General features: G+C 63.2%; 13 protein-coding genes. 6 read left to right on the top strand and 7 right to left on the bottom strand.

The genetic code is table 11. The annotated features are described in order from the left end of the window. Positions 1-22: 22 nt before the first annotated feature. Positions 23-1,003, bottom strand: coding sequence for a GTP pyrophosphokinase family protein (locus JLZ96_RS23545; RefSeq protein ID WP_201011406.1), 981 nt, complete (start codon positions 1,001-1,003; stop codon positions 23-25). Between the two features lie 90 nt (positions 1,004-1,093). Here JLZ96_RS23545 and JLZ96_RS23540 point away from each other — a divergent pair, with 90 nt between their 5' ends. Then, positions 1,094-2,068: a sigma-70 family RNA polymerase sigma factor gene (locus JLZ96_RS23540; protein WP_027497693.1), complete on the top strand. Its 975-nt coding sequence runs from the start codon at positions 1,094-1,096 to the stop codon at positions 2,066-2,068. Positions 2,069-2,074: 6 nt separating this feature from the next. Here the strand turns inward: JLZ96_RS23540 and JLZ96_RS23535 are convergent, their stop codons facing one another. Both JLZ96_RS23535 and JLZ96_RS23530 read right to left on the bottom strand, forming a co-directional pair. Further along, positions 2,075-2,482 (bottom strand): VOC family protein, encoded by a 408-nt coding sequence (locus JLZ96_RS23535; protein WP_032372903.1) that lies wholly within the window; start codon positions 2,480-2,482, stop codon positions 2,075-2,077. A 166-nt stretch (positions 2,483-2,648) separates the two neighbouring features. After that, a complete protein-coding gene (locus tag JLZ96_RS23530; protein WP_032364406.1) occupies positions 2,649-2,918 on the bottom strand; it encodes a hypothetical protein in 270 nt (89 codons plus the stop codon). A gap of 267 nt (positions 2,919-3,185) precedes the next feature. On the opposite strand from JLZ96_RS23530, the gene JLZ96_RS23525 reads away from it, so the two are divergent. Beyond that, positions 3,186-4,367 carry an NAD(P)/FAD-dependent oxidoreductase gene (locus JLZ96_RS23525; RefSeq protein ID WP_201011405.1) on the top strand — a complete coding sequence of 394 codons (1,182 nt, stop codon included), beginning with the start codon at positions 3,186-3,188 and terminating at the stop codon, positions 4,365-4,367. Between the two features lie 58 nt (positions 4,368-4,425). Beyond that, positions 4,426-5,652, top strand: coding sequence for a hypothetical protein (locus JLZ96_RS23520; RefSeq protein ID WP_201011404.1), 1,227 nt, complete (start codon positions 4,426-4,428; stop codon positions 5,650-5,652). On the opposite strand, the gene JLZ96_RS23515 is transcribed toward JLZ96_RS23520, so the two are convergent. The 4 genes from JLZ96_RS23515 to JLZ96_RS23500 are packed head-to-tail and all read right to left on the bottom strand — an operon-like array spanning position 5,569 to position 10,553. After that, a complete protein-coding gene (locus JLZ96_RS23515; protein WP_201011403.1) occupies positions 5,569-7,011 on the bottom strand; it encodes a GntP family permease in 1,443 nt (480 codons plus the stop codon). The two genes, JLZ96_RS23520 and JLZ96_RS23515, sit on opposite strands and share 84 nt — an antisense overlap. Continuing rightward, positions 7,008-7,646 carry a bifunctional 4-hydroxy-2-oxoglutarate aldolase/2-dehydro-3-deoxy-phosphogluconate aldolase gene (locus JLZ96_RS23510; protein WP_027497688.1) on the bottom strand — a complete coding sequence of 213 codons (639 nt, stop codon included), beginning with the start codon at positions 7,644-7,646 and terminating at the stop codon, positions 7,008-7,010. Before JLZ96_RS23510 ends, JLZ96_RS23515 begins: the two co-directional genes overlap by 4 nt. Beyond that, entirely contained in the window at positions 7,643-9,256 is a 1,614-nt protein-coding gene (locus JLZ96_RS23505; RefSeq protein ID WP_032364409.1) for an amidohydrolase family protein, read from the bottom strand. The genes JLZ96_RS23510 and JLZ96_RS23505 overlap by 4 nt, the downstream gene beginning before the upstream one ends. A gap of 13 nt (positions 9,257-9,269) precedes the next feature. Then, positions 9,270-10,553: an alanine racemase gene (locus JLZ96_RS23500; RefSeq protein ID WP_201011402.1), complete on the bottom strand. Its 1,284-nt coding sequence runs from the start codon at positions 10,551-10,553 to the stop codon at positions 9,270-9,272. 114 nt (positions 10,554-10,667) lie between these two features. Between JLZ96_RS23500 and JLZ96_RS23495 the strand changes: the two genes are divergently transcribed. The 3 genes from JLZ96_RS23495 to JLZ96_RS23485 are packed head-to-tail and all read left to right on the top strand — an operon-like array spanning position 10,668 to position 12,882. Continuing rightward, positions 10,668-11,690, top strand: coding sequence for a sugar kinase (locus JLZ96_RS23495; protein ID WP_201011401.1), 1,023 nt, complete (start codon positions 10,668-10,670; stop codon positions 11,688-11,690). Next, positions 11,687-12,484, top strand: a complete 798-nt coding sequence (locus JLZ96_RS23490) for an IclR family transcriptional regulator (RefSeq protein ID WP_052068672.1) — start codon at positions 11,687-11,689, stop codon at positions 12,482-12,484. Before JLZ96_RS23495 ends, JLZ96_RS23490 begins: the two co-directional genes overlap by 4 nt. Continuing rightward, positions 12,481-12,882 (top strand): RidA family protein, encoded by a 402-nt coding sequence (locus JLZ96_RS23485; RefSeq protein ID WP_032384918.1) that lies wholly within the window; start codon positions 12,481-12,483, stop codon positions 12,880-12,882. The genes JLZ96_RS23490 and JLZ96_RS23485 overlap by 4 nt, the downstream gene beginning before the upstream one ends. Positions 12,883-13,273: the final 391 nt, after the last annotated feature.

The following is a 13,273-nucleotide window of genomic DNA, read 5'->3' as shown; positions in this document are numbered from 1 at the left end:
AGATCTTCCTGAGAAACGCCGGTCAGCGCTTGCGTTTCTTTCCTTGCGTGCGCCGCGGCGGCTGCGAGGTCAGGTGGTAGTACAGCGCGTCCTCGGAGTCCTCCACGACGACGTCGATGTAGTCGCCCACCTCGAGGTAATCGTTGACTGCGATGCGATCGGTCGAGCCGATCACGGCTTTGACCGACCGTGCGGGGACGAGCCCACGGCGCCCGTCCGGACCGACGGCCAGGGCGTAGCGAGGGCCGGTGCGCGTGACGCGTGCCCGGATGAAGTCGGGGTCCTTGGGGATCGGGTCGGGTGCCACCACGCTGCCGTCCTTCGAGGCGGCGGTCAGCGAGTCGAGCTGCGCGGCGAGATCGTCGGCCATGGCGTCGACCTGATCGAGCAGGTGCGCCATGTGCGCGGCGTAATCCGTGTGCTTCTTGGTCGGTTTGAGTGCTTCACCGGGCTTGTACATGTCCTCATGGGTCAGCTCGCCCCACGCGTCCTGCAGCCGAGTCTTGACCTGAACCTCCACCTTCACGTCGAGGTCGCCCTGATGAGTGGCCACTCGTACGACAAGCACAGCGTGATATGCCCGGTATCCGCTCGGCTTGGGAAACGAGACGTAGTCGGTGGGAGGCTGCGCGAACCGCACCGAGCATTTCGGATCGGTACACGCGCGCTCGAGTGCGGTGACGAACGAGAGCTGGTCCCGTGGGGTCTTGCACAGCACCTTGATGCCGACCAGATCGGGCAGTGCGTCGGCCACGGCGTCGGCGTCGTGCGGTTCGCTGATGCGTCCCTCGGACAGATAGCGACGGAGTTTGTCGGCAGATCTGCCAGGGTCCTTGATCCGCGCGGCCTGGGCATTGAGTCTGTCTCGGTCGACATCTTCGAGTATCTCGTCGGCGATGGTTTCGAGAAAATTCTGTGCGGTGACGAGTGCGGCTTCCCACGCGCGACGACGATGCAGATACAGCTCTTCTACCAAGTCGTCGATGCTGCTGAGCGATGTCACGAGCCGAGGTTAACCCAGAGGCCCGACCAATCCCGGCGGTGGCGCGCGATCGGCCGTCGATGCGACCGAACCCGGTTTAAGCTCTTCCGCATGACCGTGGCATCTGTGCAGAACGACGACTTCGTCGCGCAGTTCGATCCGTTCCGTCGCGAGCTGTTGGCGCACTGTTACCGCATGACCGGGTCCATCCACGACGCCGAGGACATGCTCCAGGAGACCTACATCCGCGCCTGGCGGGGGTACGCCAAGTACGAGGGCCGATCGTCGCTGCGCACCTGGCTGTATCGAATCGCAACGAACACGTGCCTCACCGCCCTCGAGGGGCGAGCAAAGCGTCCGCTTCCTACCGGACTCGGCGCGCCGAGTTCGGGCCCGACCGACGAACTCGTGCAGAACAACGAGGTGCCGTGGCTCGAACCGATTGCCGACTCGGATCTGGCCGACTCGAACGACCCGGCCACGTTGGTGGTGGGGAGGGAGTCGGTTCGCCTCGCGTTCGTCGCGTCGCTGCAGCATCTGTCGTCGAGACAACGCGCAGTGCTGTTGATGCGCGAGGTGTTGCAGTGGAAGGCCTCCGAGGTCGCCGAGGTTCTCGCCACGACGACCACTGCGGTCAACAGCCTCCTGCAGCGGGCCCGCGAGCGACTCGAAGAGATCGCTCCGGAACTGGACAACGTGGAACCCATCGAATCTGCCGAACTGCGCCAGCTCCTGGCCCAATACGTGGAGTGCTTCGAGCGTTACGACATCGACCGGCTGGTCACACTCTTCACCTCGGACGCTGTGTGGGAGATGCCCCCGTTCGTCGGCTGGTATCAGGGAGCCGAGACGATCGGATCTCTCATCCGAAACAATTGCCCCGCACAGGGAGCGGGCGACATGCGGATGGTGGCGACATCAGCGAACGGTCAACCTGCGTACGGGCTCTACATGGTGGGCGAGGACGGAATACATCGACCGTTCCAACTACACGTTCTCGACGTCGACGCTCGAGGCGTCGGGCATGTCGCCTGCTTCTTCGATCTGTCGCTGTTCGATCGATTCGGACTGCCCGACCGCCTCTGAGCGACATCAGCTCGTCGGAACGGCCGAGGGGTCCATCCACATCACTTCCCACACGTGATCGTCCAGATCACGGAATGCTCGGCCGTACATGAACCCATGATCCTGCGGTTCCATCCACTTCGATCCACCCGCGGCGATGGCCGCGTCCGTGAGTGAGTCGACCTCGGCGCGGCTGTCGGCCGAAATACACATCAGTACCTCACGAGCCGACGTCGTGTCGCAGATCGAATCGGAGATGAAATCCCCGAACCTCGATGTGGCCAGAAACATCACCGTGGCCTGGTCGCTGACTATCATCGAGGCGGTGTTCTCGTCGCTGAAAATGTCGTTGAACTCGAACCCGAGACCCTCGAAGAATGCGCGGGTGGCCACGACATCGCGGACGGGCATATTGGCGAACAGCAAACGGGACATGGATGACACCTATTCGTCGGGTACCGGCACGACCGTCGAACAACGGTCGTGCCGGTACAGACAACGGTCCGTCGACAAATTCACCGGTGCCTTGCCCAGACACGACGCGGCCCCGCCGAGACGTGCTCGACGGGGCCGCGGACTGCGAAATAAAGGGGGAAGGACGTTACCGAGTGATCTGCGCGAGGCGGGAAAGCATCCGCGAGAAAACTCGGCCGTCGTTGCCGAGATCGGCGTAGGGGTCTGCTGTGGTGTCCGACACGGTGGCGTCGGGCGTCACGGCAGCGAGGGTGCGCGCCAAGCGGGTGCGGCGCTCGATGGCGTCGAGGATGTTGGCGTCCAGCGTTGAAACTTCGTCGAAGAGTTGGTCGACGTCTGCGATCGCGTTGTCGGCATTGCTGGTGCCGGCTGCGAGCGAATCGATCTGAACAGTCACATCGTCTCCTTTTGTTCGCGTCCTGAGGTGTGAGTCGTTCGTCCGAGCCGAACCGTTACAACCCAAAATGTGTGAACGCGATGTTTCGTCTCGCAAACCAAGATGCCCACTGGACGGGCCTGGGCCAACCTTTACGGGGTGTGATGCTGCATACAGTTCGTTCGGTTCGATTTTCTCCGGCCTTCCGAACCGAGGCGTCGGAGTGGTTGCGCTCACGCCGTTCCGGGTAGCCAGGTCGTCGATACCCCCACGTGCAAGGAGTGAGCGATGCGATACGACTACCTGATCATCGGCGGCGGAATGGTTGCCGACAGTGCTGCTCGTGGGATTCGTGAACACGACGCAACGGGTTCCATCGGGATCTTCGGAGCCGATTCCGACGAGCCGTACACGCGCCCCGCGTTGTCGAAGAAGTTGTGGACCGACAGCGATTTCGGCCGTGATCAGGTTCCGCTCGGCACCGCCTCGGACACCGGTGCCGAGGTCCATACGGGTACGCGTATCGCGTCGGTTGACCGGTCGAAGCAGGCGGTCACGACAGCGGCCGGCGAGAACCACGAGTACGGAACGCTCTTGTTCGCAACCGGCGCAGCGCCCACGCAGATCGACCTGTCGCCCAGTCCGCGAGTGATCTACTTCCGCACCTTCGCCGATTACCGGATGTTGCGGGAACTGACCGAGACCGCGGAGCACATAGCGGTGGTGGGCGGCGGCTACATCGGAACGGAAATCGCAGCAGCGCTGTCTCAGCAGGGTGTCAAAGTCACCCTCGTCACGTCCGACGACGTCGTGGGCAGCCACATGTTCCCCCGCTCGCTGGCCGCCGGGTTCGACAAAGGGTTCTCCGATCACGGGGTCACCGTGCGCCGAGGAACCAAGGTCACGTCGGGTGCGGAGGCTTCGGCTCGTGTTCAACTGCAATTGGACGACGGGTCCGCGGTCGAAGCAGATGGGGTCGTGTTCGGCCTCGGTGTCCGGCCCAGCACAGACCTGGCCGAGGCGGCAGGTCTCGAGGTGGACAACGGCATCGTCGTCGACGAGTTCCTGCGCACCGCGGACGAGCACATCTACGCGGCCGGCGACGTGGCCAACTATCCGGACGCCATCCTCGGTCGCCGACGCATCGAGCACGTGGACAACGCCACCGAGATGGGCAAAGCGGCGGGCCGCAACATGGCAGGTGCCGGCGCGGCCTACACCTACACTCCGTACTTCTACTCCGACGTGTACGACGACGGCTACCAGGCAATCGGAACGGTGGCAACGTCGATGAACACGGTGGAGGACTGGAAGACGATCGGCAAAGAAGGCGTCGTCTACTACCTCGACGACGATGCCGTCGTGCGCGGGGTACTGATGTGGAATGTCTGGGAGGGGCTGGACGAGGCGCGCACCTTGCTGGCCGAGAAGAAGCCTCACACGGAAGAAACCCTGAAGGGGTTGATCTGAACTTTCTGGAACACTCGACGGCGAGCACGCCGGACCGCGGTGCGACCGAGGAGAAATGATGTCTCAGTTCGATGCAGGCGATTCGGCACAGCAGCGCGCTCGATTCGATGACCGGGTGCATCGCCTCTGTGCCGACTGTCGGCTACCCGGCCATTCCGAGCCCTTGTCCGACGCCGCCGCAACGGCCGTCGCGGCGGGCAGGGTCGACGGAGCAACCAGAACGGTGCTCATCGCTCGGTGGCGTGCGGGGCGTTCTCTCCCGTCGGTCGGGGGATTCGGAACCTTGCGGCAGTTGGTGGACGAGCGAGATCGATGGCGTGCCAAGGATTCGTCGGGTAAGCCCGGCGCGGCCTTGGTCTACAAGTTGCGAGTCGCGGAGTCGAACAAGCGGATCGAGCATCTGCGAACCACGGTGGTGATGTCGAACCGGCACTACGCCAACGGCGTCCGCGCGGCACGCAAGGAACGTCGCGAAGGTATTCATCTCGACCTGGAACAGCGCGACGCGGTCTTCGATGCATTGATGCACACGCCCGCACCCCTCAAGTACGGGGTGCTCGCCGAGCGAGGTCTGACGTTGGCGGACGCCGCAAAGGATCGAGTCAGCACGCTTGCACGTAGAACGCCCATCGACAAACGGGTGCAGTGGGCAGCCGGGGTGGTCGATCAGTTGATCGATCGCAAAGACGACCGATTCTCGGACCGCTACGACACGCTGCTGTTTCTCGCGGGCACCTCGTTCGATCGCATACATCGCTCGCCGGCGTGGCAGTCGACGTACTTCGAGTTTCAGCGAAGCCAGGTCGATCTGTTCGTCGAGCTCGCCGAAATCTCGGTCGATGCAACGTCTTTGCGCTCGGTGGGGGACGAGTTGATCCGTATAGGTCGGACGATGGTCGACGAGGACACGGCGGAACAGGTCGAATCACGTCGCCGCGCACTGGAAGTCGTATGGACCCAATTGACGGGACGAGTGGCTGCGTTGGTTCGTTTGGCCGATCTGGTCGAATCTTCGGAGGGTGAAGCACGTACGTCGGACGCCATGGCTCGCGCCCACAGCCTGGACGATCGAATAGACGATCTCGTCGGACGGTCGGGGAGCCGGGAGATGTCGGCAGAGAACACGCACTTCGTCGGTGATCAGGTGCACTCCCAGTGGCGCGATCAGGTGCCGACATCGGCACCCGACCGCGCCGTCGGGCTAGGCGATGATCGCGAAGAGAATGCCGGCAACCGCGAAGCTGACCACGGACAGAATCGTCTCGAGGACGGTCCACGTCTGTAGCGTCTGCTTGACGGTGAGGTTGAAGAACTTCGAGATGATCCAGAAGCCTCCGTCGTTGACGTGGCTCGCGATGATCGAGCCCGCTGCGATGGACATGGCGATCAATGCGACGGCGGGGGCCGAGTAGTCCTGCGCTGCGACGAGTGGGCCCACGATGCCACCGGTGGTGACGATCGCGACGGTGGCCGAACCCTGTGCGACACGCAGTGCACAACTGATGATGTACGCCAGGACGATGATCGGTAGACCTGCTGCTGCCATGGTGTCGGCCAGTGCAGTGCCGATCCCTGTGGCAGAGATGACCTTTCCGAAGAAAGCACCCGCGCCGACGACGAGCAACAGCATGCCCACCGGGCGCAGCGACTCACCTGTGAGCTTGCTCAGCTGCTGAACGGTGGACCCGCGGCGTATACCCAGAACGTAGAACGCGATCAGCACGGCAATGAGCAGCGCGACGGCCGGAGTGCCGAAGAATGTCAGCACTTCGAGCAGATTGCCCGGGTCGAGGAGGATGCTGCCGAAGGTGGCACCGAGGATGAGGACCAGCGGCACTGCGATGATCGCGCCGATGGTGCCCACCGAGGGAGGCGTCGTGACCACCGGTCGTGCGGTGGTGACGGCACCGGCGCCACCGTTCGAGTCGCGGGGCGAGTCGTCCCCGTCGTTGATGAAGTCGTCCGGAACCTCGACAATGATCCGCTTGCCGATCCAGTTTCCCCACACCAGGCCCGCAGCGATGAATCCTGGTATGCCACAGATGAAGCCGAACAGGATCAGCCAACCGAGATTGACCTCGAGCAGTCCACCGAGTGCCACCGGCCCGGGGTGCGGCGGCAAGAATGCGTGCGTCATCGACAAACCGGCGAGCATCGGCAACGCGTACAGCACCAGCGACTTTCCGCCCTGGCGCGCAGCGACGTACACCAGCGGGGCGAGCACGAAGATGCCGATGTCGAAGAACACCGGGATACCGAAGATCAATCCGAGCAGGCCCATCGCGACGGGTGCGCCGCGCTCACCGAATATTCCGAGCAATTTGGCGGTCAACGCCTGTGCGCCGCCGGACTTTTCGAGTATGGCCCCCAGTACGGTGCCGAGGCCGATGATGACGGCGATATGCCCGAGAATTCCGCCGAAGCCGGTCTCGAGCAACGACTCGTTGCTCTTGATCGCGGTTCCGACGATTTGATTGACCGGAAGACCGGCAGCCAGGGCCAGGCCGAGTCCGACGATGAGCAGTGCGACGAACGGTTCCAGTTTGATCTTGATGATCACGACGAGCAACACGGCGATTGCTATGCCGCACAGCACCAGAAGGCCGGTTGTCGAGGTTCTCAGCCAGTCGACGGCAGAATTCATGACAGTTCTTTCTCGTTGGCGGTTTCGATGGCGTGGACGAATGCCCGGGCTCGTGCTGCGATGTCGTCCCACTGAGCGGTAGCAACAGAATTCGGCGGCACCACATCCGTGCCGGCAGTTACTGCCACTGCTCCGGCTGCCAGAAAGTGTGCGGCATTTGCGGCGTTGACGCCGCCGGACGGGACCAGACGTGCATCCGGGAACGGACCGAGCAGATCCTTGAAATAGGCCGGTCCGACGGTGCGCGCCGGGAAAATCTTCACCGCGTCTGCACCGAGGTCGAGCGCGGTCATCACCTCGGACGGGGTGAGTGCCCCCATCATCAGCGGTATGCGCGCGGCGGTCACCACGGCGGCGACGTCTGACCGCAGCCCCGGTGTCACGACGAAACTGGCACCCGAGTCCAGGGCGGCCCGGGCTTGATCGGCTGTGAGGACCGTTCCGGCCCCGACGATGGCACCCGCATCGGATGCGGCCCGGATGAGGTCGAGGACTCCCGGCGTGGTGAACGTGAGCTCCACAGCGCGAATTCCGCCGCCGGCCAGGGCGTGTGCGAGTGCGGCGGGATCCGAGATGTGCGGCGCGCGCACCACGGCAAGTGCGCGGTCTTCGAGAATTGCCGTCAGTGCATTCACGACGTCTGCTTTCTGGCTGAGTCCATACGCAGGGCATGGCCTGCCAAGGAGTGGGTGGGAAGAAAATCGTCTATCGCGAACGAGCCGTTGACCATCACGTGGCTGATTCCCTCGGCCTGCTGTTTGGGCTCTTCGAACGTGGCGGTGTCTCGAACGGTGTCCGGGTCGAACACCACGAGATCGGCAGCATGACCCACGGCGATCGTGCCGCGCCTGCGCAGTCGTAACCGTGCAGCCGGACGACCCGTGAGGTGATTGATGCACTCCTCTAGTGAGAGCAGTTGCTCGTCCCGCACGTAGTGGCCCAGATAGCGGGGGAACGTTCCCCACGCACGCGGATGTGGCTTTTCGCCTACGAGAATGGCGTCACTGCCGCCCATATGGCGCGGATGCTGCATGATCTCGCGAACGTTCTCCTCGTGCCCGACATGCTGCAGGATGGTCGTGGCCAGAGCGTCGCGGCGTAGAAAGTCGAAGAACACGTCGACCGGCTCGAGCCCTTCGTCCGCCGAGATGTCGGCCATCGTGCGACCGACGTACCGGTCGAGTTCCGGGTTCGATACTCCGCTGAGCTGAATCGTCTCCCACTCGACGGTGACTCCGTGGCAGCCGTCCGAGCCGTCGACATCGACGTCCTGCGCTATGCGGCGACGCTCGGCCGGATCGTCGAGTCGTTCCAGCGCTCGGTCCGGCCCACCCGACATCGCCCAACTCGGCAGCAGCGCAGACAGAGTCGTGGCCCCGGGTAGGTACGGATACGTATCGAGCGTGACGTCGCAGCCGTCGGCGATCGCGGAGTCGACAAGATCGAGAAATTCACGTGCCCGACCACGATTGACACCGAAGTTCATCGTTGCGTGGGTCAGATGCAGGGCGCATCCGGTTTCTCTGGAGAGATCGAGCATCTCCTGGTAGGCGTCGAGCGCACCCGCGCCGTACGACCGGGTGTGGGGGGCATAGAACCCGCCGAAGTCTGCCACTACCTCACACAGTGCTCGTAATTCGCTTGTGTCGGCATACATTCCGGGTGTGTAGGTGAGTCCGCTCGACATTCCGACGGCACCGTCCTGCAGGCCCTGCGCCAGCAACTCCTGCATGTGGGTGATCTCGGACGGCGTTGCGGGACGTCGATCGGCACCGACGGCCAGGTAGCGCAGCGTTCCCTGCGGAACCAGATATGCGGCGTTCGGGGTGATGCCTCGGTCGAGTCGGGCGAGATACTCGGCAACCGTTCGCCAGGAGAAGTCCAGATCGACGGGATTGCCGTTCCACCCGGCGATCTGTCGCCGGATGACGTCCAACGTCGCATCGTCGATGGGCGCGTACGCGATGCCGTCCTGTCCGATCACCTCGGTGGTGACACCCTGGCTGATCTTGGCGAAGTGCCCAGGATCGGTCAGCAACCCCAGATCGGAGTGTGCATGCATGTCGATGAAGCCGGGGGACAGGACGTGACCTGGTGCTGCATCGACGATTCTGTCTGCACTGGAAAGGCTTCCGGGCTCGACGAGTGCTGCAATGGTGCCATCACGGACGAGAACGTCCCGACGCAGCCGCGCGGAACCGGTGCCGTCGATGACGTCGAACCCGCGAAATAGTGTGTCCGCCATCAAGTTCTGCTTCCTAGAAAAAGGTGTGTATCAGATCGACCACGAGTGGGTCGTCGCTGTCCGAGTCGTCCACGACGGGGATCAGACGCCATTTGTCGAACGCAGTGCAGGGGTGCGAGAGGCCGAGCCGCAGCACCGCCCCCACCGGAAGTGCGCCGGCGTCGTCTGCCGGTAGTCGAAGAAAAGCATGCTGGTCGTTGAGTGCCGTCACCTCCGCGGCCTGATCCAGGACATCATTACCTCGAACACGTTGCGGGACGGGCATTCCTTCGTCGAAAGGAAAGTCGCGCTTACCTGCGTCCAGCAATGCGAGGCCGGGCTCGGGGCGTGACACCACTCGGGCCCATCCGTGCATCGCAGAAACCAACGGCGTCTCGGTTCGGGCGGGAGTCAGCGGTGAGATCTGCGAATAGAAGCCGTCGTCGTGCGCCACATAGGCCCCGGATCGGAGCACGACGTCGGTGCGCACGCCGTTGCCCGAGGTCAGAGAATGCAGGCGTTCGACCACCAGATCCTGGTACGCGCTCCCGCCTGCGGTCACAATGGCGTGATCGCCGTACAGTCCTTCGGCATCGAAGGTGCGATGTAGTGCGGCGAGAGTGTCGAGGTAGGTACGTACTGCCGCGAGACCGGCCTCGGAACGGTCGTGGCTCAGGGCGCCCTCGTAGCCGCCCACACCGGCCAGTGCGAGACGCGGTGACGCGGCGATCTCCCGTCCTACTGCGACGGCCTCCTCGGTCGTTCGCGCGCCGGTTCGTCCGTGCTCGCCGCCGAGTTCGACGACGACGGACACCGGTCGATCGCCGTGGTCGGCAAGGATGCGGTTCATCTCTCGCACCGTGGCGACGCTGTCCGCCCAGCAGTAGAACTCGAACTCGGGATGCGAGTCCAGTTCGGCGGCAACCCAGTTCAGAGCGACAGGATCGACTTCGGCATTGGCGAGAACGATTCTCTCGACACCGAATGCGCGTGCCACCTGAACTTGCCAACCGGTAGCGAGGGTGATGGCCCAGCAGCCCGCATCCAGTTGCTGCTTCCACAGTTGGGGAGCCATGGTCGTTTTGCCGTGGGGTGCCAGGAGGACGCCCGCCTTCTCGGTCCACTGCGCCATCACATCGACGTTCGATGCGATGCGTGTCCTGTCGAGGGTGATTACTGGGGTGGTGAACTCCGACAGCCGCGGCGCGGTGGCCAGAAAGCTCTCGGCGCTCTGTCCCCACGATCTCGCTGGAAGCGATTTGTGTTCGGGCCCCAGGAGTCGTCGACTCAGCGCCTCGACTCCGGCAGTGTCGATCACGTCAGTCTCCTCGAGTTCTGCGTTGCGCTATATGCAACGACGGTTGCGTATCGTGTCTTTCATTTGTAGTCTGCATCCAACGATGCATTCCCGCAAGAGTTCGAGGAGACGGACATGGCAGCCCCCCGGGTGGTGTGTGTAGGCGAAGGCCTCGCTGTCCTCGTCGCGGACCCTGGCCCACTGGAACGGTCGGAGACGTTCCATCGCACGGCTGGAGGTGCGGAAGCCAACGTGGCTCGTGTCCTCGTCCAACTGGGAATCGAGGCTGCGTGGGTCTCGCGGGTGGGTGACGACGGGTTCGGCCGATATCTGGTCGCGGAACTCGACGCTGCCGGTGTGGACACGTCGGGCGTGATCGTCGATAACGGGCGGCCGACGGGCCTCTACATCAAGGAGCGCGGATCGGGGTCCGATCACCGTCACGACCTGCCTCTGGGAGACAGCGCGATGACGTACTACCGGTCTCTTTCGGCTGCTACTGCGCTCTCGCCCAACGATATTCACGACGAGGTACGAGCGGCGATCGACTGCGCCGACATCGTCCATTTCACCGGCATCACCGTCGCCATCTCACCCACTGCGGAACAATTGACGCGAAGCCTGATGGCCGGCCCGTCCACTGTCAGCTTCGATCTCAACTATCGGCCGGCCTTGTGGGCCGGGCGTTCGGACGACGCGGCCCGCGTCCTCGGTGAGCACGTCCGCGGTAGCGACATCGTGTCGATGGGTGCCGACGAGGCCGCTTCGGTGTTCGGGACCTCGAGTCCAGTGGAACTACGCGAGATGTTTCCCGAGCCCCGTCATCTGGTGATCAAGAACGATGCGCACACGGTGACGGCATTCGAGGGAGTCGCGCGAGTCGACGTCCCCGCATTGACACTCGACGTCGTCGAAAAGATCGGTGCAGGTGACGCTTTCGCCGGCGGCTTTCTGGCCGCGTTGCTGATGGGATACAGCGCGGCGCAGCGTGTGCGATTCGGACATCTCTGTGCCGCAGGCGCATTGACCGGCCACGGTGATGTAGCGAAAGTCCTGCCGCACGACGAACTGGCAGCACTGGCCGGAATCGACGACAATGCTTGGGCGACACTCGACTACGCGGCCGTGGCAGCGGTGCACACCGAGGCGGCGTTGTGAGCCAGAGCTTGTCGAGGGCGCTGACGATCCTGGGTTTGCTCGGGGACGGATCGAAGTCACTCGACGAACTCGCCGCAGTCCTCGGTGTACACAAGACGACGGTGCTGCGACTGCTTCGGACCATGGAATCGGACAGGTTCGTCAGCCATGGAGCAGATCACCGGTACCAACTCGGTTCGAGGCTGTTCGAGCTCGCAAATCACGCGCTCGAGCAGCGAGACGTGCGCACCGTCGCGCGACCGCATCTCGCTGCACTGAACTCCGACACGGGCCAGACGGTGCACCTGGCCACGTACGAGGCGGGGGAGGTCATCTACATCGACAAGTTCGACGCACAGCAGAGCGTGCGGATGTACTCACGCGTCGGCCGGCCGGCACCGCTGCACTGCACCGCGGTGGGAAAGATTTTGGTCGCAGGCCGCCCGCGCGCCGAACGAGAAGAGATCGCTCGACGCATCACGTACACGCCGTTCACGGAACGCACGATCAGCACACCGGAGCAGTACCTGCGCGAGCTCGAGCTTGTGGACCAGCAGGGTTTTGCGGAGGACCGTGAAGAACACGAGTCTTTCGTCAATTGCATCGGCTGCGCGGTGCGCAACGGGACCGGAGACGTGGTGGCCGCGGTGTCCATGTCGGTACCGGACATGTTGCTCGACCATCAGCAGGTACTGGCTGCGCTGCCCGCAGTGCGCGGCACGGCAGCGGCAATTTCCGAAGGACTGGGCTGGCGGCCGCCCGATCGACATGACCGCCCACTGACAAACGACAGTTCGATGGAAGGAAAATCATGAGCGAAAAGATCGAAATCCGCACCACCGGTGCCCCGGCCCCGGCACACACCTTCTCCCAGGGGGTGCGGAAAGGGCCGTTCGTGCAGGTTTCGGGTCAGGGCCCGGTGGATCCGGCGACGAGCGAATACCTGTTCCCAGGTGACGTCGCCGCGCAGACCACTCGAACCTTGGAGAACGTCAAGGCAATCGTGGAAGCCGGCGGCGCGACGTTCGACGACGTCGTCATGCTGCGCGTGTACCTGACCAAGCGTGAGGACTTCTCGATCATGAACGACGCCTATGGCGAGTTCGTCTCGGCGAACACGACAGGCGACGTGCTGCCGAGCCGCACGACCGTGTTCACGGGGCTTCCGCGCGAGGAGATGTTGGTCGAGATAGACGCCATCGCCGTCGTCTGACTGCACGCCCGACCTAGATGTTCACACGAAAATTACATCTGACCAGGCGATTTGCGTAAGCGTTGGTCTTCGCGTAACTTTTGTCGAGTCAGAGCGACACGGACACCGACCCGGTCTTCACAAACCGGGACAACGAGGTTGTACGGAGTACGTCCTGAACAACCCAGACAAGGCAGAGGTTATCAGCCATGTCTGGGGTTCGAGCGTGTAAGCCCCGGACGTTGCCGTTCACACGGTGACCATGGTGTGTGCGTGTTCTTTGAGAACTCAACAGTGTGTCGATGAATGTCAGTGCCGAATTTTATTTGGTGAAAGCATTCGATGTATCAGCCATCCGCTTGTGGTGGTTGTTGTCGGGTGTTGTTTTAAAATGCTAGTTGAGTTTTTTTGC

Source organism: Rhodococcus sp. NKCM2511 (genome assembly GCF_014905595.1).
GTDB classification, from domain to species: Bacteria; Actinomycetota; Actinomycetes; order Mycobacteriales; family Mycobacteriaceae; genus Rhodococcoides; species Rhodococcoides fascians.
This window is presented reverse-complemented; position numbering and strand designations above follow the sequence as displayed.